Raw genomic sequence first — 18461 nt, forward strand, 5'->3', positions numbered from 1 at the left:
CCGAAGCTCACGGCGCCAGCCGCCCTCGTCGTACCGCGAACTGCTCGCTTGTTGCTGTTCGAGCCACCGCCCAGTCCGCGAACCATGCAGATACCCCAGGCCTGCCACCAGCGCGGTCGATGGTGCCCAAGGAATCCGTCCACGCAGGTTCGTGCGGAAACTCGTCGTGGTAGTCCTTCGGTGCCTGGTAATTCCCCGTCGGGTCGGCGACGTCCTCGAAGGTGCCAGCCAGCGCGGTCACGTCCTCGACGCCGCGGCGCGCTTCGGTGACGTCATGCTCGGGGTAGGTCGCGTCCAGGCGCTCCGCGCTCGCGTTGTCCGTCGGTCTGTAGTAGCGAGCAGCGTCGATCAGCGCTTCCGGCGTCGGCGCGGCCGTGGGGGCAGCCAGCCTGCCCAGGAAGTCCTCGACCTGCTTGCTCAACGACGCCACCGCGTCCGGTTCCACGGAGAAACCCACAACTACCCCTCAGACTGGTCGACCTCCAGCGAGGCGAGATGCTACCAGCCCGCAGAGTGCGGCTTGATGATCGCGAGGTGCGCAGGCCGCTGCCCTACTGGCCAACATGGACTGGTCAGGGGCCCGACACGCGGTGCCCGCACGCCAGACACGCGTGGTCACTCGTGCGCGGGGGTCGCCCGCCGTACAGCTGACAACGTCCACGCCGTGGCGAGCCACGCAAGCACGCCCACCACGCTCAGCGCGGCAGCGACCGGGCGGTAGCCGGTGTTACCTGCCAGCCAGGCCGCCGCGACCGGCCCGGTCAACCCCACGACGCCCCAGCCGCTGAACACGATGCCGTACGCCGTGCCGAATCGGGCCGGTGGTACCGCTGACGCTGTCGTCAAGGGGGTCAGCACGGACAGCGCACCGTACTGGGCGCCGAGCACCAGCAACGCGGCCAGCGACAGCCACGGGTGGTGGGACAACGCCAGCACGAGACACGCACCGACCAGGGCGGCGGCTGTGGCGTGCAGGGCGCGGGTCGTCCCGACCCGGTCGCAGGCAGGGCCCGCGACCAGCCGCCCGACGAAGTTGCCCGCGTTGAGCAGGGCGACGGCAATCGCGGCGAGTTCCGGACCTCCCGCGAATCGGCCGGCATGGGCGAAGGCGACGAGTGCGGGGGCGCACCCGAGGGCGAACAGCGCCCACAGCGCGGGTATCGCCGCTTGGTGCCGGACAGCGGGACCGCTCGCCTCCGGCGCGGTGCGCGCGTCTGGTGTCGAACCCGGTAGCAGGACCGCGGCAAGGATCAACGTGACACCGAGCACGGCTGCCAGCGCGGCGAACGTTCCCGCACGGCCGACCATGACGAGCAACCGGTCGGCCACCGGGGCCAGCACGACGGCACCGGCAGCGTAGGCGCTGACCACCAGTGCGACCGCCATTCCTCGCCTGGTCGGGACGGTCGTGGCCACCCGCACGGCCGTGGCATACCCCGTCCCCGTGGCCGCGCCGAGCAGTACCCCGAACCCGAGGACCAGGACCGGCACCGACGAGGCGGCGGCGCTGACCGCGAGGCCCGCGACGACACCGGCTGCGCTCAGCAGCGCGAGCCCGCGGGGTGCGACGCGGTCGGCGATGCGGCCTCCCGCGAGCACGCCCACGGTGAACAAGGCCAGCCCCACCGCGATCACCACGCTCAGCGCCGTGTCGGAGGCGCCGAGCTCCGCTGCCAGCCGGCTGGTGAAGGTGTCCCAGATGAACAGCGGGCTCACCGCGAGATCCAGCAGGACAGCTCCCGCCAGCGCACGCGCCTTCCCACTCCGGCTCATCCGCTCATGCATACCGCACGTCCAGGGCCGGAGGCCACATGCCCAGGGATTGGGCAGGCGCCGCTGGACGGCGCCCCAGGAGAACTCGGATCGCGGCCAGCGCTTCACCGGGGTGCGGGCACCACGAGTCACCCGCTACTACCCGACGGGCACGGCTCCGGGGTCGACATCAGCCGGACTCCACTCACCCGCACGCGGTCGGGTTCGCCCCTACCTGTCGCGGCCGTCAGCCGCCGGCCATCGCACCCACCACGAGGAACGGCTCGTCGCCGGAGACGACCGGTTCCGGCAACGGGGCGTCGGCCGGCTCGTGCGAGAGGTCCTGCTCACACGCGAAGAACCGCACGTAGGCACGGCGCTTGCCGGTCTCGTGGTCGCGCAGGGTGCCGCGCAGCGCCGGGAAACGCGCCTCGAGGGCGTCGATGACCGTGCGCTGGCTGGCCTGGCCGTCGAATTCGAGCCTGACCTCCCCGTCGATGCGCGCGAGCGTGCGCAGCTGGGTCGGCAGTACAACGCGGATCATGGCAGCGTCTGCACCTCCACGGACAACACGGGCGGCAGGTCCCGCACGATCGGTTCCCAGCTGTCCCCGGCGTCGGCAGAGGCGTACACCTGGCCACCGGTGGTGCCGAAGTACACCCCGCACTCGTCGAGGTCATCGACGGCCATCGCGTCCCGCAGCACGTTCACGTACGCGTGCTGCTGCGGCAGGCCGGTGGTCAGCGCCTCCCACTCGTAGCCGCCGGTGCGGCTGCGGTAGACGCGCAGTTTGCCTTCCGGCGGGTAGTGCTCGGCGTCGCTCTTGATCGGCACTACGTAGATCGTGTCCGGTTCGTGGCTGTGCACGGCGATGGGGAAGCCGAAGTCACTCGGCAGGTCACCGCTGATCTCGTACCAGGAGTCCCCGGCGTCGTCGCTGCGCATGACGTCCCAGTGCTTCTGCATGAACAGCACATCCGGGCGTGACGGGTGTGTCGCTATGCGGTGCACGCAGTGCCCGACCTCGGCTTCGGGGGCGGGAATGCCTCCCGACTGCAAGCCCTTGTTGATCGGCTGCCATGTCTCGCCGGTGTCGTCGGTGCGGAACACCCCGGCAGCGGAGATCGCGATGGTCAACCGTTCCGCCTTCGTCGGGTGCTGCACGATCGTGTGCAGGCACAGCCCGCCCGCCCCTGGTTGCCAGGACGAGCCCGAACCGTGCTCCCGCAGCCCACGCAGCTCGTGCCACGACGCGCCGCCGTCGACCGACCGGAACAGCGCGGCGTCCTGCACGCCCGCGTACACGGTGTCCGGGTCCGTCAGCGACGGCTCAAGGTGCCAGACACGGGTGAACTCCCACGGGCGATCCGTACCGTCGTACCACTGGTGCGTGCCGGGCACCCCCGCATAGCTGAACTCGTTCCCCACTGTCTCCCAGCTCGCGCCGCCGTCGTCCGAGCGCTGGATCACCTGCCCGAACCAGTCCATGGACTGCGAGACGTACAGCCGGTCCGGATCGGCGGGTGAGCCTGCCACGTGGTAGATCTCCCAGCCGCCGAAGAACGGGCCGTCGACCTGCCATCGATCGCGTCTGCCATCCGAGGTAAGCACGAACGCTCCCTTGCGCGTGCCTACCAGTACACGTACCGAGCTCATGTGCGCTCCTTCCATTCCTGAACAGGTGGCCTCGCAGTGTTGACTGCCGCCACGCACAGAACTCATCGCACCCGGGACGGACCCGTTTCAGAAACCACCGCAGCGACGACGCCCCCGTTTGCTGTTCCCTCCCGCCCGGCGGATCGCGCCACCCGGCAGCGGCGGGCCCGATCGACGCCGCACGCACCTGTCGATGCATCGTTCGCCCGGATCGGCTCAGGCAGCGACGCCACCAGCGGTTCGGCCCGCACGTACGACTCTCTGCCGCATCAGTCGCAGAGTGCCGTGGCAGCCGACACGGGGTGACAAGAGGCCCGACACGGCTCGGGCCGGGGCGTGGTCAGCCGCACGTCGCTCCGTTGGCCGCTGAGGTGACCATGCGCGCGTACCTGCCGAGGACACCGCGAGCGGTCCCGGACCCGCGTGGCGTGTGGCGCTCCTTCCGCCGCGCCAGCTCCTCGCCGTCGACGAGCAGGTCGAGGCTGCCACTGTGCAGGTCGAGGCGAACCCGGTCGCCGTCCTGCGCCAGGGCGATGGGACCGGTGTCGGCGGCCTCGGGCGCGATGTGTCCCACGCACAGGCCGGTGGTGCCGCCGGAGAACCGCCCATCGGTGAGCAGCAGGACATCCTTGCCGAGGCCGGCCCCCTTGATGGCGCCGGTGATCGCCAGCATCTCCCGCATGCCCGGTCCGCCTCTCGGCCCTTCGTAGCGGATGACGACGACGTCGCCCGCGGAGATGGTTCCGGCGGCGAACGCGTCCATCGCGGCGCTTTCCCCGTCGAACACCCGCGCGGGTCCGGAGAACTCGGTACCTTCGTATCCGGCCGATTTCACCACCGCCCCGTCCGGAGCCAGCGATCCGTTCAGCACAGTGATACCGCCGGTGGGATGGATGGGGTCGTCCGGCGGGCGCAGCACGGTGCCGTCGGGACACGGCGGATCGATCTCGGCGAGGTTCTCCGCGAGCGTGCGACCGGTCACCGTCAGCGCATCACCGTGCACGAGGCCTGCGTCCAGCAGCGCCTTCATCACCACCGGGATCCCGCCAACCCGGTCGACGTCGACCATGACGTGCCTGCCGAACGGCCGGACATCGGCCAGGTGCGGCACGCGGGCATTGATCCGCGCGAAGTCATCCAGCGACAGCTCGACCTCGGCTTCACGGGCGATCGCGAGCAGGTGCAGGACAGCGTTCGTCGACCCCCCGAGCGCCATCACCACAGCGACGGCGTTCTCGAACGCTTCCCGGGTCAGGATGTCCCTTGCCGTGATGTCCCTGGCGAGGAGCTCGACAACGGCCCTGCCGGCTTCACGCGCATGTACCGAGCGACGCCGGTCCGTCGCCGGTGGTGCGGCGCTGCCCGGCAGTGACATACCCAGCGCCTCGCCCACGCCGGCCATGGTGTTGGCGGAGTACATGCCGGCGCACGCGCCTTCGCTCGGGCAGTAGCCGCGTTCGATCGTCTCGACGTCGTCGCGCGGCATCAGGCCGCGTGAGCACGCCCCGACGGCTTCGAAGGCATCCACGATGGTGACCTGCCGTCGTGTGCCGTCCGATGTGGTGACCAGGCCCGGCAGCGCGGTGCCCGCGTAGCAGAACACGCTCGCCAGGTCCAGCCTCGCGGCGGCCATCAGCATCCCGGGAAGCGACTTGTCACAGCCTGCGAGCAGCACCGATCCGTCCATGCGCTCGGCTTCCATGACCGTCTCGACGCTGTCGGCGATCACCTCGCGGGACACCAACGAGAAGTGCATGCCGCGGTGCCCCATCGAGATACCGTCGCTGACGGAGATGGTTCCGAACTCCAGCGGGTATGCGCCCGCCGCGTGCACCCCGTCCTTCACAGCGCCTGCGAGCCGGTCGAGACTCAGGTTGCACGGCGTGATCTCGTTCCAGGACGATGCGACCCCGACCTGGAACTTGGCCAGGTCCGCGTCCCCGAGCCCGGCAGCCCGGAGCAGGCCACGCGCCGCAGTCTTGTCCAACCCTTCGGTCACCTCACCGCTGCGAGGCCGCACGGCAGGCGTGTCAGGAGTCGTCGGCGGCATGCGTCCCTCCAGAAGTCTCGCTCGGCTGTGGTGACTCCGTGCCAGCGTCGGCTACCGGCGCTACGGTTGGCTGTCCGGTGTCCGTGCCGGTGGGTTTGCGTGACCAGTAGCTGGCAAGCAGGGGCCCGGTGACGTTGTGCCACACGGAGAACAGCGCTGCGGGCAACGCGGCAGGTGGACTGAAGTGCGCGGCGGCCAAAGCCGCTGCCAGCCCGGAGTTCTGCATGCCCACCTCGATACTGACCGCGCGCCTGCTGGCAACCGGAACCCGGCACACACGGGCGATCGCGTAGCCCAGCCCCAGGCCCACGGCATTGTGCAGCACCACCGCGATCACCAGCACAGCACCGACCGCCAGCAACGTCGACGCGCTGCCCGCGACCACCGCCATCACCACCGCAGTGATACCGGCGACCGAGACCAGCGGCAGAGCCTCCAGCACGTGTTCGATCAACCTCGGCACCACCATCCGCAGCAGCAACCCCAGTACCACCGGCGCGATCACGATCTGCAGGATCGACACGAGCAGCGAACCGGCATCCACCGGCAGGAACTGCCCCGCGTAGGCCACCACCAGCAGTGGGGTCAGGACCGGCGCGAGCAGCGTCGACACCGTCGTCATGGCCACGGACAGCGCGGTGTCGCCCCGCGACAGGTACACCATCACGTTCGACGCCGTGCCACCGGGCGCCGCGCCCACCAGGACCATCCCGACCGCTAGTGCGCCCGAGAGGTTCAGCGCGTACGCCAGCGCGAGCCCGACAAGGGGCATCACCCCGTACTGGGCGACGATACCGAGCAGCAATGCCCACGGGCGCCTGGCGACCACCGCGAAATCGCGTGGGCGCAGCGTCATGCCCATCCCGAGCATGATCACACCCAGCAGCCAGGGCACCGCCACGATCGCCCCGGCGAACGCGTCCGGAACGGCGAAGGCGAGTGCGCCTGCCACGAGCACGATCAGTACGAACCAGCGTCCGGTGAACTGGCTCAAGCGTTTCACAGCATTCATCGTGACGACCTCTCCTCGAGCGCGATCGGTGCGTGCAGGCTAACCACCGCGCGGGCACGATTCCCAGACGACTGTTGGTACTAGTACTCGCACTAATACCCTGATCGGATCGCGACGTTGTGGGAGGCACACGTGAGTACCGGTCCGCGCGCGAGGTCCGAACTCGCCGATTTCCTCAAGACGCGACGGGCACACATCAGCCCGGCCGATGCCGGGCTGCCGGTGGCCGAGCGACGGCACGCGCCGGGGCTCCGGCGCGAAGAGGTCGCCCTGCTCACCGGCATCAGCGCCACCTGGTACACCTGGCTCGAGCAGGCGCGCGCGATCAACCCCTCCAGGCAGGTCGTCGACGCGCTGGCCCGGACGATGCGCATGTCCGCCGCCGAGCACGCGTACGTTCTCCACCTGACCGGCCACGGCTTCGCCCATTCCGGCGAAGGGCCGACACGAACCGCGCCGGAACACGTGCAACGCCTGCTGGACGCGCTCACCACGTCACCGGCGTACGCGATCACCCACGACTGGTCGATCGTCGCCTGGAACCAGGCGTACGAACGTTTCTATCCCCGGATCGCAGAGACCTCGCCGGCGAATCGCAACCTCCTGTGGCTCATCTTCACCGACCCTTATGTACACGAGCTGCTCGCGGACTGGGAGACCGACAGCCGCCGGTTCCTGACCCAGTTCCGCGCGCAGGCGGGCGCGCGGGTGCACGATCCTCCGTTCGCCGAGCTGGTTCAGCGGCTCCGGGAGGTGAGCGAACCGTTTCGCCGCGGCTGGGACTCCCACGACGTCGACCACTTCACGTCGACGGAGCGGCAGTTCCACCACCCCGAGGCAGGCCCCCTGTTACTCGAACACCACCAGCTGTCCTTGTCGGACTGTCCGGACCTGCACGTGGTCGTCTACACGCCCTCGCCGAACAGCGACGCCGCAGGCAAGCTCATCGAACTCACCGCGTGACCGGCGCCGCACCCCGTGTCTTGGCCACTCCGGCCCGCGTGCCGGGCCGTCGTGCGCTACACCGGGTCAGGCGTTGTCCTCCCGCAGCACCGGTCGCAGGTCGTCGAGCACGGCCGGATCCTCGATTGTGGACGGTACGGGTTCATCGCGGCCGTCGGCGATGCCGCGCATCGTCTTGCGGAGGATCTTGCCCGACCGGGTCTTGGGCAGCGCGTCGACCACCGAGACGTCCCGGAACGCGGCGACCGGCCCGATCTCCCTGGCTACCGCGGCGACCAGCTCCTGCCGCAGCTCCTCCTCGCCGACCTCCGAACCCGCTTTGAGAACCACAAGACCGCGCGGAAGCTGCCCCTTGAGCGTGTCACGTACGCCGATCACCGCGCACTCGGCGACGGCGGGGTGCGCGGCCAGCACGGCCTCCATCGAACCGGTCGACAGGCGGTGGCCTGCCACGTTGATGACGTCATCGGTGCGGCCCATCACGAACAGGTAGCCGTCCTGGTCGAAGTAGCCGGAGTCGCCGGTGACGTAGTAGCCGTCGTAGCTGGACAGGTACGTCTCGATGTAGCGCTGATCGTCGCCCCACAGCGTGGGCAGCGCACCGGGCGGCAACGGGAGCCGGATCGCGATCGCGCCTTCCACCCCCGCCGCGAGTTCGGCACCGGCTTGGTCCAGGATCCGGACATCCCAGCCCGGCACCGGGACCGTCGCCGACCCGGGTTTGACCGGCATCGGTTCCAGGCCGCGCGGGTTCGCCGCGATCGGCCAGCCGGTCTCGGTCTGCCACCAGTGGTCGATCACCGGCGTGCCGAGCTTCTCGTGTGCCCAGTGGTACGTCTCCGGATCCAGCCGCTCACCCGCCATGAACAGCGTCCGGAAGGCCGACAGGTCGTACTTTACGAGCTCCGTCGCGTCCGGGTCCATCTTCTTGATCGCGCGTAGCGCGGTGGGGGCGGTGAACAGGGCGCGCACGCCGTGCTCGGCGATGACCCGCCAGAACGCGCCCGCGTCGGGCGTGCCGACCGGCTTGCCCTCGTACAGTACCGTCGTCGCGCCGACCAGTAGCGGCGCGTACACGATGTAGGAGTGGCCGACGACCCACCCCACGTCCGAGGCGGTCCACCACACGTCCCCGGGGCGGATGTCGTAGATCGCGGACATCGACCAGGCCAGCGCGACAGCGTGGCCGCCGGTGTCGCGCACGACGCCTTTCGGCTTACCCGTGGTACCCGAGGTGTAGAGCACGTACAGCGGATCGGTCGCCGCCACCGGCACCGGATCGACCGGCTCGGCGTCCGACACGAGGGCACCCCAGTCGACGTCCCGGTCGCCCAGCTCGGCCCGGGCTGCGTCGCGCTGCAACACGACCACAGCCTCCGGCTGGTGCTCGGTCGTCTCCAGCGCGGCCTCGATGATCGGCTTGTACTCCACGACCCTGGCCGGTTCGAGCCCGCAGGAGGCGGCGAGGATCGCCTTCGGCTTGGCGTCCTCGACCCGGGCGGCCAGCTCCTTGGGGGCGAAGCCGCCGAAGACCACCGAGTGCACGGCGCCGATCCGGGCGCACGCCAGCATCGCCACGACCGCTTCGGGCACCATCGGCATGTACACGATCACCCGGTCGCCCTTGCCGACACCCAGCGAACGCAGCGCTCCGGCGAACCGCGCGACCTCGTCCCGCAACTCCGCGTAGGTGAGCCGCCGGACGGTACCGGTCATCGGCGAGTCGTAGATCAGCGCGAGCTGCTCGCCACGGCCGCGTTCGACGTGCCGGTCCAGCGCGTTGTATGAGGTGTTGAGTTCCCCGTCCGGGAACCACCGGTACAGCGGCGCGGCAGCGGCGTCCAACGCCCTGCTCGGCGTCACGGACCAGTCGATCGCACCGGCAGCCTCCAGCCAGAATCCCTCGGGGTCGTCGAGGCTGCGGCGGTAGGTCTTTTCGTAAGCGCCCATCTCATCTCCTCACGGCGTCGACGAACCAGCGTATCCGAGGATCGCCCGTACGGCACGGTTCCACGAAGCCATAGGAGAGATCGCGCTCTCCGCCAGCAGAATGGGAGCCGGAAGCTGATGTCAGAATGTCTCGGCGCTGAACACGCGGTGCGGCTGTGCCCGACACGGGGTGTCACAACGCCCGACACGGTGGGGACGTCTACTCGGGGTCCGCGACTCCAAGGCTGGTGGCGGCAGCGCGGTTCTCGTGGTCGGTAGCGCCGAGTCCGCCCGTTCCCGGCGCGCACCACTCGGCTGTAACGCGCACCCGGGCTGAACGCCGAGCGCGGCTCGACCTCACGTCGTGCACACTGCACCGCAATGCGCTCGGCCGCTACTACGGGTGCCCGTTGGCTACGATCGCGATGCGCACCCGGTTTCCCAGTTCCGAGTCGATACGGCAGTGCATTCCGAGATCGACGACGCGGCCGTCACGCGGATGCCACTGCCGCTCCGGATCGGTGCGTCCCAGCAGCCGGTCGAGCGCGTCGATGGTCGGCTTCCAGAGATTGACCCAGTTGCGCCTCGGCCCGACGGTGAAGCTCAACTGCAACGACACCGGGCCTTCCGCAACAGCGTCCCACCCCTCGAGCTGTTCATGGACCTGCTGCTTGTATGCCGTGGTCTCCGCCGATGCGGTTGTTTCCAATGCCGGCAACGACGAAGTGTCGCGTGCGACGTCGATCGGCACTGCCTGGTCGACGGCAACTGCCGATGTCTCGGAGTGTCGCTTGGAGCACCACACGGAGGAGAACTGCCGGCGGAAACGCTTGCTGAGCTGTGTGACGAGCGGGAAAGCGTAATTGTCCAGGTCGTGCTCGTCCGTCAGCGAGACACTCTGCGGCAAGCCGACATCCAATCGCAGCGCGAGTGGATCCGGGAGGCCGGAGAACTGAGGCGCCAGCAGCTCACCCGCGTGCTGCACGTACTCGTCCAACCGGACCTGATCAGGATGACCGGCCCTCTCCCAGCTGGCCAGCCGTGGCGGAATCCGCAGGGTCTGCAAGCTTCCATTGGGCTTCGTGAAGAACGGGTATGTCTGCGGCACAACCTCACACGGTAGATGCCGCATCGGACGTTTCGACCGCGCCGAGGATCACACTGTACGGTAGCGCCTCCGCTTCCTCGACAGCGTGATACGGCTATGTCGCGGACCCAACGCAGCCCGGCTGTGCGCCGTCAACCCCGCTCGCGCAGCACGTCGCGCAGCACGTCCGGGTAGTCCGAGATGATGCCGTCGACCCCCATGTCGCGGTAGGCGCGCATGGTCTCCGCGTCGTTGAGCGTGTACACGCTGATCGTCATATCCAGCTCGTGCACCCGTTCGACGAGCTCGGAGTCGGTGACCCGGTAGCTCGGGTTGATCTGCGCGGCCCAGCCCTTGGCCTCGGCGAGGTCGCTCTCGGTCGGCCGGTCACTGTAGAGCAGGCCGATCGGCACCGCCGGTTGCAGGTCGTGGAAGCGGCGCATGGACTCGTGGTCGAAGGACTGCACCACGAACCTGCCCGTGGCCACCGCCGACGTGAGGTAGCCGGGAACCGCGGCGAGCTCCTTGTCGATGTCGCGTTCGATTCCCGGGTACAGCTCCGGTGCCTTCACTTCGAGCAGCAGTCCCGCGCGCCTGCCGAGGCTGTCCACGACCTCGCGCAGCGTCGGGATGCGTTCGCCTGCGAACTCCTCGGAGAACCAGGAACCGGCGTCGAGCTGCCTGATCTCGGCGAGCGTGAAGTCGCCGACCCGCCACGGAGCGCGTTGCGGGAAGACCTCCTCGACATCGGTGGTGCGTTCCAGCGTCGTGTCGTGCACCGCGACCAGCTCGCCGTCCGCGGTGCGCTGGATGTCGACCTCCACGTAGCTCGCGTTCTGCCGCAACGCCAGCTCGACCGCGGCGATCGTGTTCTCCGGAGCGGCGCCGGAGAATCCACGGTGTGCGATGTCGACGACCGAGGTGGGCGATGCCTGTGCCGTCGGCGCCACGACGAGTGCGAGGCAGAGGGTCAGGCCGGTGACCGTCAGGGCGCGCAGTGGGCTGAGTCGCATGAGTGATCCTTCCCGCTGGGGTCACCCCCAGCCTGCTGGCTGGATCTGCCGAGCAGGTGACATCGGCCAGGCCGGCCGGTAGCGATCGGGTGACCATCCCGAACATCGCGCGATATCCTCCCCGCGCCGTCGCTTTCGACCTGTGTCGCATACACTGCCTGATCGTCGTTCCCTGCGATACCCACATGTCCCTCAGCAGGCCCCGGTGAAGCGATGCACATCCGGGAGCGGCCACGCAGCGTTGATCAGCGTGGTTGGTTGTGTTTGTATGCCGGGAATTGGGTTTATGAGATAGTTCGTCCGAACACGGACCTGATGCCGGTACGGAACACGATCCCTCGGAGAGTCTGAGCATGCAGGGTAGCGCGGGCCGCGGGGTCTCGCTGCGCTTGTGCCTCGCGGTGGCGCTCGCCGTCACGCTGGTCATCGCGGTAGCCGTCACTATCTCCCCGTGGTCGGTGATGACGTCCGCGGACGCCGAACAGTCCCCGGGTACGGACGGCGCGCAGATCGAGACGGTGCGGCAGGAGCCTCCCGCCGAGCCACCCGAAACGGGCTTCGAGAAACGCGGGGGTCACGGCACGACCACGAACGCGGAGGAGGCGGAGTTCCTGGGCGCCGTCGCGCGAGCCTCGCCGCGCGTGCGCTCCACCGTGCTCGGCCAGTCACTCCAGGGGCGTCAGCTGCGGCTGCTGCGCATCGGCTTTCCCCAACCACCGACGGACCAGGAGATCGCCGACGGCTCGAGCGTCCTCGTCGTCGGCGGTCAGCACGGAAACGAGCCAGCAGGCAGGGAGATGTCCCTGCAGCTGGTGCGGGACCTGGCATTCACCGACGACGCCGAGCTGCTCGAACAGCTCTCCGATACGACCGTGCTGGTCATGCCCAACACCAACCCCGACGGGCTCGCAGCGGACCAGCGCGGCAACGCCGCACGAATCGACACCAACCGAGACCACCTCAACGTGCGCTCCGCCGAGTCCCGCGCGATCGCCCGGGTCCTGCGGGAGTACACGCCCGACATCGGGCTGGACGCGCACGAGGCAGGCAACCCGCTGGACAACCACGGCCAGGTGCCCCGACTGCGGGTCGGGTGGCAACGCAACCTCAACGTCGACCCGCGGTTGTACGATCTCACCAGGGAGATGGTCGACGACTACGTGTTCCCGGGAGTCGCCGCCGCCGGGTTTCCGGACACCGGCCATTACGGCCTTCCCGATGACGGCCAGCAGTCGCCCGCGATCCTCAGCCAGGCATTCGGCCTCCGCCACGGCGTGGGGATGCTGATCGAAGCGTTCGGCGGTACCGCGGCCGGCCGCATCGACCTGCAGCTGCAGACCGTCCACGAGGTACTGCGGTTCCAACGCGAGCGCGGCGGGGCGGTCGCCAACGCGAGCGCCACTGCCGCCAGCCGCGCCGCAGCGCTGGGCGCGGCCCGGTCCGAACCGTACTTCCTGCACGGCGCGGACTGGGACACGCGCCGGCCACCCGAGGAGTTCGTGCTCGACCCACCTCCGTGCGGTTACCTGCTCACCGCGGCACAGGCCAAGCGAATCCGGCGCCACGTCGAGCTGTTCCCGCTGGAGACCGAACGGATCGGCACCGACCGAGTGTTCGTCACGATGGGCCAGCCGCTCATGACCCTGGTTCCGGAGCTGCTCGACCCGCGCGGCCGCAGGAACGAGGTCGACGCGCGAGCACTGGACGACTGCTCGGCGCCGGGCGCGGCCGACCGCCTCTAGCCGCAGCCCCAGTCCGGGCGATCGCACCGCACGCGGCGGCCCCGAGGTCCGGGCGGGTTACGTCACGCTGCCGAGCAGGCGCCCGAAGGTCCCCTCGCCGACGATCGGGATGCCGTACTGGCGCGCCTTGCGGGCCTTGCCGGACAGGCTGTCCGGGTCGGCGGCGACGAGTAGCTTCACGTTCTTGGTCATCGCCGGGTGCGGCACCAGTCCCGCGCCGCGCGCCGCGCGCTCCCACTGCTCGCGGGGACGCTCCGTCGCGCCGGTGAACACCACCTTGTCCCCCTCGGCCAGCGAGAACGACGGCACCGCCGTGGCGTCCTCCGCGGGGTCGTCAGGCGGCTGTTCGGCGATGATCCCGTCCACCTCGTCGATACTCATCCCGAGGAGCGAACCCACGGTCCGCAGGTCGTGCCGTTCGTTCTCGGTGATCACACCGTCGCTCCAGGCCGCGCGGGCGAGCTGGTCGACGTAGTGCGCATGCAGCCGGTGCGCCAGCTCGCGGCCGATTCCGAGATCCTCCGCGAGCGCCACCAGCTCATCGGCCTCGTGCGCGGAGATCTCCCTGTCCAGCAGCACCCGGTCGAGCATCGCCAGGTACTCCGCCCGGTCCTCGGGTTCCTCGTCGCCGGGCATGTGCTCCACCAGCCTGCCGAGGAAGTGGCGCTGCCTGCCCCGCGCCGCCTCCCGTGGTAGCCACTCGGCCGACGTCCGCGGCAGATGTGGCCACGACAGTCCGGCAGCCCGGTCGAGCGAGTCGTACCAGTGCCGCGCGGCCGGGTCCAGGTCGAGGTAACACGACAGCAGCCGGGCCGTGGCAGCGGCGTCGGTGAGCGCGCGGTGCTCCTGGGGGTTGTCGATGTCGAAAACGGCGCAGCAGTCGGCGAGGCTGCGGCCGGCACCCGGCAGGTAGCTTCGTGCCAGTCGCATCGTGCACAACCCGTACTCCACGCCCACGGGAACCTCGACGCCCAGCCGCCGGTACTCGATCGTCAGGAACCCGGCGTCGAAGCGCAGGTTGTGCGCCACGAGTACACGGCCGGCGAGCAGGTCGGACAGCGGTCCCGCTATGCGCTCGAACGTCGGCGCCTCCCGCACCTCCCGGCCGGTGATGCCGTGGACCCGCTGCGGGCCGAGATCCCTGTTCGGGTTGACCAGCGTCTCCCACTGCCCTTCGACCTGCCCGTCCGGCGCGACGTGCACGACGCCGACCTCGACGATCCGCTCGTTCCACTCTGGATTGATCCCCGTGGTCTCCAGATCGACGACCGCGTACCCGGCACGTCCGCGCGCGGCCGGGTCATCCATCTCGCTCACCACCCTCGTGGCCACACGTCACTCGTAGTCCGGCTCGATGACGCCTTCCGCGAGGCCGTCGGTGTACCGCCGAGCGAGCTCCACTCCACGGTCGGCCGCCGAGCGCAGCTCCCGTTCGAACGCGCGCAGCACGCGGAACCGCTCCCCCAGCCGCCGCTGCTCGTCGATCTCGACGACGGGCACCTCCACGCGCCGCACGTCCAGGCGGTGCACCCCGGAGGCTGTGACGCCGCCGGATCGCCCGGCACGCGCGGCGCGCAGGTGCCCGGCGAGGAACTCGGCGTCCACGCGCTCCGGATCGACGCGCAGCAGCTGCACGTTCGGTCCCAGCAGCAGGCCCGTCTCGGTGACGACCTCCGCGGTCGGCCGCCTGTCACCGGCCACAAGCGTCGGCACCACCACGTCGCCGGCCCGCAACTCCATCAGGTCACCGGTGCGTTCCTCGTCCGCCCGCATCGACGGTCCCGTCCCCGCCGCCAGGTCACGACCGGTGAGTACCAGCCTGCCACCGGCACCCGGCTCGTCGGTCAACTCCACCCGGCCGGTCTGCTGGCGGAACAGCACCGCGCCCGCACGGACGAGGTCACCGATCGTGGCCGAGGGGCGTGTCCACGCTGCCCCGCTGTCCCGTACCCGGGGCAGCTGACCGGGAAGCCGCTCGACTGCGGCGTCCAGCTGCTTCCGTGCGGAGTCGAGTGAGGCGGCGTCCACTTCGGTCACCGGTACCGGCAGGTGCCGCGCCGGCGTGAGGTCGACGTCCTCGTCGAGAAAGTCGATCGGCTCCACTGTGGCCTGTCGCCCCGGGATCGTCTCGACCTCGCCGGTGTCGGAGAACTCCTGCCAGGGCTCGAGAACCGTCGCGCGCAACGCGGACCAGTCCACGCTGCCCCGCCTGCTCGGCTTCGCATCGCCCGCGTCGACAAGCAGGATCGGTTCGGCGGAGTCACCCTCCGAGGCGCGCAGCACCCACAGGTGCACCGGTATGCCGGTGTGTCGCAGCAAGCCGGGCGGCAACGCGATCACCGCACGCACCACGCCACGGCGCACCATCGCCTGGCGGATCACCTTACCCGAGCGGCGAGACGCCACCCCGGCCGGAGCGAGCATCACCACGGTGCCGCCGGGCCGGGTGTGGAACAGGCAGTGCTGCAGCCACGCCAGCTCGGGTTCGTTCTTGACGGGGAACCCGTACTCCCAGCGCGGATCGACGCCGAGGTCCTCGTAACCCCAGTCGCGATACCCGAACGGTGGGTCGCAGACCACCGCGTCGGCCCGCAGGTCGCCGAAGGCATCGGCGCGCAGCGAATCGCCCGCGGTGACTCGCACGGTGGCCTGCGGTGCCGCGTTCGCCTCGACCCTGGCACGGGCGAGGCGGGCCAACGGCTCGCTGAGCTCCTGGCCCGCGAGGTCCCTCGCGCCGCGCGCCGCAGCCTCGCGCAACACCGCGCCGCCGCCGCACGCCGGGTCGAGCACCGACTCCAGCGTACCGGCCAGCTCGATCATCAGGGCCGCGAGCTCCGGTGCGGTCACGACGTCGGCACGGTGGGAGCGCTCGAAGTACCGGCGGAACAGCTCCTCGGCCAGTTCCGCGCGCTCGCCGTCCGGCACCTGGTCGAGCAACCCGCGCACGTGCCCGCCGAGCTCACTCGCGGTCCCTGAGCCGTGCAGGTGGGCGATGACATGGGCAACGAGCTGCGACATCTCCGCGTCGCCGCGGCCGGCCTCCAGTGCCCGCCACACCGCTTCGACCGGGTCCGGGGCGCTGAGCTTGCCCTGCTCCCGCAGCCACTGCTCGACCTCGCCGCGCTTGAAGCGCGGGTTCGCCTCGCTGCTGTCCACCGGCTGAGGGAAGTCGGGATGCCGCCGTCGCCAGTTACTCACCGCCGCCCGGCCGACGTCGGCCAGCCGAGCCACCTCGGCCGCACTGACCAGCGACTCGTCGGACAACGCCACCTCCCGATCGGAACTGTCGTGAACCTATCATGTTCTCGTCGTCCTGTTGACTAGATTAACAATGTTGCGCAGGCGTCGAGGTGGATCTCGGCACATCCGGGTCGTGATCCAACGCCCGACACGGGGTGCCCGCATGCCCGACATAGCGTGCCCGCGCGCCCAACACATGGGGCGGGGCATGGTTCGCGGGCCGGGTCAGTGGCCGTCGGGGAACTCCGCGGAGCGGCCTTCAGTCACTTCGGCTGCCGGGCCGTCCGGTGACTCGGCGCGGATGAGCGCGTCGGGATCGACGGGAGCGAGCTCGGGACGTTTGGGCGGCACCCCGTCGCCGAGGGACTCCCTGCGGATACGCCTGCCGATCCACGGCAGCACGTAGGCCCGCGTCCACTCGATGTCGGAACGGCGCTGCGAGATCCAGTCGTCCTTCTCGGCCTCGCGCTGCTCGTCGGCGTTACCCAGCGGCCTACGCCAGTCCTCCCCGGTGTGCAGCCCGAGCACCTCGGCGGTGCGCAGGGCGATGCGCCGGTGCGCCTCTGGTGTGAAGTGCAGCCGGTCCTCGCTCCAGGCGCGCGGGTCGCGTAGCACGTCCATCGCCCACAGGTCCACGACGCTGGTCCCGCGCCGCTCGGCGATCGCGCGGATGTCGGCGTTGTAGATGGCGATCTTGCCGCGCAGCCGGTTCATCACCGACATCTGCTTGGTGTCGGCGAAGGTGAACAGCAACACGTCGATACCGGCCGCGCGCAGCTGCGCGACCATCTCGTCGATCCGCCTGGCCATGTGGTCCACATCGATGCCCGGCAACAGGATGTCGTTGCCGCCTGCGCAGAGGGCCGCGAAGTCCGGGCGTAGCTCGAGAGCGACCGGCAGCTGTTCCTCGGCGATCTCGTCGACGCGCTTGCCGCGCACAGCGATGTTGGCGTACTTGAAGTCCGGTTTGCCCTCGGCGAGTATAGCGGCGAGCCGGTCGGACCAGCCCAGGAAGGAACCGTCGCGCAACTGGTCGTTGAGGCCTTCGGTGAAGCTGTCTCCGAGCGCGATATAGCTGTTGAACGAATGCACCACTCACTCCATTCCGCTGCCCGTCCTGCTCCGTGCTGACGAACCGTGCTACCGCGCACGAGAATGAAATGTAGGGCGATCCCGTACCCGGGCCGCGCATCGCACGGCACGCCGACAGCTCGGCGACCATGCCTGTGCGAGCCACGTCTTCCCAGCGTACGCCCTATGGGTAGTGGGAAGATCAGGTTCGCCCCGGTCGGGCGCGTGAGCACCGCTTCGGCGCTCCATCACTGGTGGCTTCGAGGCCCGGTGGCGCCGTTTCAGGGGATGTTGACGGAGATGTTTCGCGGTGTGCACCGGGGTGTCACACGATCCGAGCAACCATGGTGCCAAGGACCAGTCGTCGTACGGTGAGCAGGGGATTGATGATGCGCTTTTACTGTCCCGAATGCCTGTGGGTCGTGACCCATCCGCATGCAGGCGCCGACGCCGAGGTGCTGTGCGATCCGTGCGGATGGCTGTGGCTGCACCACAGCCGATACGCGGCGCCGCGCATGCGGCCGCATCCGGCGGACTCCGTTCCGGTCCCGCGACCCCGGGCGGTGCGCTCGCTCAGCGGCTAGCCCGGGCGAGCCCGCCAGGCAGCGGCACGCCCGTCGCTACCGCGCTACAGGCAGGCTTCCGCCATCCCGGAACGGGACCGGTACGGACACGATCTTCCGGTTCGTGCTCGTGCCGGAACAGGCCGGCGTCGAGGACCGGCGCACGCCACGGTCGTCTCGCGCGCATTCGCGCACGTGGCGGGTAACGCCCCGAGGCCGGTCGCAGAACTCGGGGAGTCGGGGTCGGGCGTACCCGGTACCTACCCGGCGACCGTCTGTCCACAGTGCGCCCATTGTTCCAGGTTCGCGACGAAGTGGCGGGCGTGGTGTGGCCAGGAGTACTCGGCCAGGGCCGCCTCGTGCCCGCGCTTGCCCATCTCCGC

14 protein-coding genes are annotated in these 18461 nt (G+C 69.7%); 2 read left to right on the top strand and 12 right to left on the bottom strand.

Features of this window, described 5'->3' with window-relative positions; genetic code table 11:
* Window positions 1-7: 7 nt before the first annotated feature.
* From CHB84_RS09865 to CHB84_RS09890, 6 genes are all read right to left on the bottom strand, one after another.
* A complete protein-coding gene (locus CHB84_RS09865) occupies window positions 8-457 on the bottom strand; it encodes a hypothetical protein (protein WP_089301222.1) in 450 nt (149 codons plus the stop codon).
* Between the two features lie 158 nt (window positions 458-615).
* Window positions 616-1773, bottom strand: a complete 1158-nt coding sequence (locus CHB84_RS09870) for an MFS transporter (protein ID WP_176439889.1) — start codon at window positions 1771-1773, stop codon at window positions 616-618.
* 226 nt (window positions 1774-1999) lie between these two features.
* Window positions 2000-2296, bottom strand: a complete 297-nt coding sequence (locus CHB84_RS09875; protein ID WP_089301224.1) for a MoaD/ThiS family protein — start codon at window positions 2294-2296, stop codon at window positions 2000-2002.
* Entirely contained in the window at window positions 2293-3408 is a 1116-nt protein-coding gene (locus tag CHB84_RS09880) for a WD40/YVTN/BNR-like repeat-containing protein (RefSeq protein ID WP_089301225.1), read from the bottom strand. Before CHB84_RS09880 ends, CHB84_RS09875 begins: the two co-directional genes overlap by 4 nt.
* Window positions 3409-3748: 340 nt before the next feature.
* Window positions 3749-5458, bottom strand: coding sequence for a dihydroxy-acid dehydratase (ilvD, locus tag CHB84_RS09885; protein ID WP_089301226.1), 1710 nt, complete (start codon window positions 5456-5458; stop codon window positions 3749-3751).
* Entirely contained in the window at window positions 5439-6470 is a 1032-nt protein-coding gene (locus tag CHB84_RS09890) for a bile acid:sodium symporter family protein (RefSeq protein ID WP_089301227.1), read from the bottom strand. Before CHB84_RS09890 ends, ilvD begins: the two co-directional genes overlap by 20 nt.
* Window positions 6471-6602: 132 nt before the next feature.
* Here CHB84_RS09890 and CHB84_RS09895 point away from each other — a divergent pair, with 132 nt between their 5' ends.
* On the top strand, window positions 6603-7433 hold the full coding sequence (locus CHB84_RS09895) for a helix-turn-helix transcriptional regulator (protein ID WP_089301228.1): 831 nt from the start codon (window positions 6603-6605) through the stop codon (window positions 7431-7433).
* Between the two features lie 66 nt (window positions 7434-7499).
* Here the strand turns inward: CHB84_RS09895 and CHB84_RS09900 are convergent, their stop codons facing one another.
* The 3 genes from CHB84_RS09900 to CHB84_RS09910 all read right to left on the bottom strand — a co-directional run bounded on the left by CHB84_RS09900 (window position 7500) and on the right by CHB84_RS09910 (window position 11462).
* Window positions 7500-9383, bottom strand: coding sequence for a propionyl-CoA synthetase (locus CHB84_RS09900; protein WP_089301229.1), 1884 nt, complete (start codon window positions 9381-9383; stop codon window positions 7500-7502).
* 376 nt (window positions 9384-9759) lie between these two features.
* Complete coding sequence (locus tag CHB84_RS09905) at window positions 9760-10470, bottom strand: hypothetical protein (protein WP_217898504.1); 711 nt, start codon at window positions 10468-10470, stop codon at window positions 9760-9762.
* A 131-nt stretch (window positions 10471-10601) separates the two neighbouring features.
* Window positions 10602-11462 carry a glycerophosphodiester phosphodiesterase family protein gene (locus tag CHB84_RS09910; RefSeq protein WP_089301230.1) on the bottom strand — a complete coding sequence of 287 codons (861 nt, stop codon included), beginning with the start codon at window positions 11460-11462 and terminating at the stop codon, window positions 10602-10604.
* A 353-nt stretch (window positions 11463-11815) separates the two neighbouring features.
* Here CHB84_RS09910 and CHB84_RS09915 point away from each other — a divergent pair, with 353 nt between their 5' ends.
* On the top strand, window positions 11816-13204 hold the full coding sequence (locus tag CHB84_RS09915; RefSeq protein WP_089301231.1) for a M14 family metallopeptidase: 1389 nt from the start codon (window positions 11816-11818) through the stop codon (window positions 13202-13204).
* Between the two features lie 57 nt (window positions 13205-13261).
* Here CHB84_RS09915 and CHB84_RS09920 read toward each other — a convergent pair whose 3' ends face one another.
* The 3 genes from CHB84_RS09920 to CHB84_RS09930 form a co-directional block, all read right to left on the bottom strand.
* Complete coding sequence (locus CHB84_RS09920; protein ID WP_217898505.1) at window positions 13262-14536, bottom strand: exonuclease domain-containing protein; 1275 nt, start codon at window positions 14534-14536, stop codon at window positions 13262-13264.
* Between the two features lie 3 nt (window positions 14537-14539).
* Window positions 14540-16474: an N-6 DNA methylase gene (locus tag CHB84_RS09925; RefSeq protein WP_342743951.1), complete on the bottom strand. Its 1935-nt coding sequence runs from the start codon at window positions 16472-16474 to the stop codon at window positions 14540-14542.
* Window positions 16475-16669: 195 nt separating this feature from the next.
* Window positions 16670-17536, bottom strand: coding sequence for an SGNH/GDSL hydrolase family protein (locus tag CHB84_RS09930; protein WP_089301269.1), 867 nt, complete (start codon window positions 17534-17536; stop codon window positions 16670-16672).
* Between the last annotated feature and the right edge of the window lie 925 nt (window positions 17537-18461).

Source organism: Haloechinothrix alba (genome assembly GCF_900188115.1).
GTDB classification, from domain to species: Bacteria; Actinomycetota; Actinomycetes; order Mycobacteriales; family Pseudonocardiaceae; genus Haloechinothrix; species Haloechinothrix alba.

Excerpts from the sequence above, each read along its gene's own strand:
- CHB84_RS09900 (WP_089301229.1), bottom strand. The coding sequence starts at position 9,383 with ATGGGCGCTTACGAAAAGACCTACCGCCGCAGCCTCGACGACCCCGAG.
- ilvD (WP_089301226.1), bottom strand. The coding sequence starts at position 5,458 with ATGCCGCCGACGACTCCTGACACGCCTGCCGTGCGGCCTCGCAGCGGT.
- CHB84_RS09915 (WP_089301231.1), top strand. The coding sequence starts at position 11,816 with ATGCAGGGTAGCGCGGGCCGCGGGGTCTCGCTGCGCTTGTGCCTCGCG.
- CHB84_RS09875 (WP_089301224.1), bottom strand. The coding sequence starts at position 2,296 with ATGATCCGCGTTGTACTGCCGACCCAGCTGCGCACGCTCGCGCGCATC.
- CHB84_RS09910 (WP_089301230.1), bottom strand. The coding sequence starts at position 11,462 with ATGCGACTCAGCCCACTGCGCGCCCTGACGGTCACCGGCCTGACCCTC.
- CHB84_RS09890 (WP_089301227.1), bottom strand. The coding sequence starts at position 6,470 with ATGAATGCTGTGAAACGCTTGAGCCAGTTCACCGGACGCTGGTTCGTA.
- CHB84_RS09870 (WP_176439889.1), bottom strand. The coding sequence starts at position 1,773 with ATGAGCCGGAGTGGGAAGGCGCGTGCGCTGGCGGGAGCTGTCCTGCTG.
- CHB84_RS09880 (WP_089301225.1), bottom strand. The coding sequence starts at position 3,408 with ATGAGCTCGGTACGTGTACTGGTAGGCACGCGCAAGGGAGCGTTCGTG.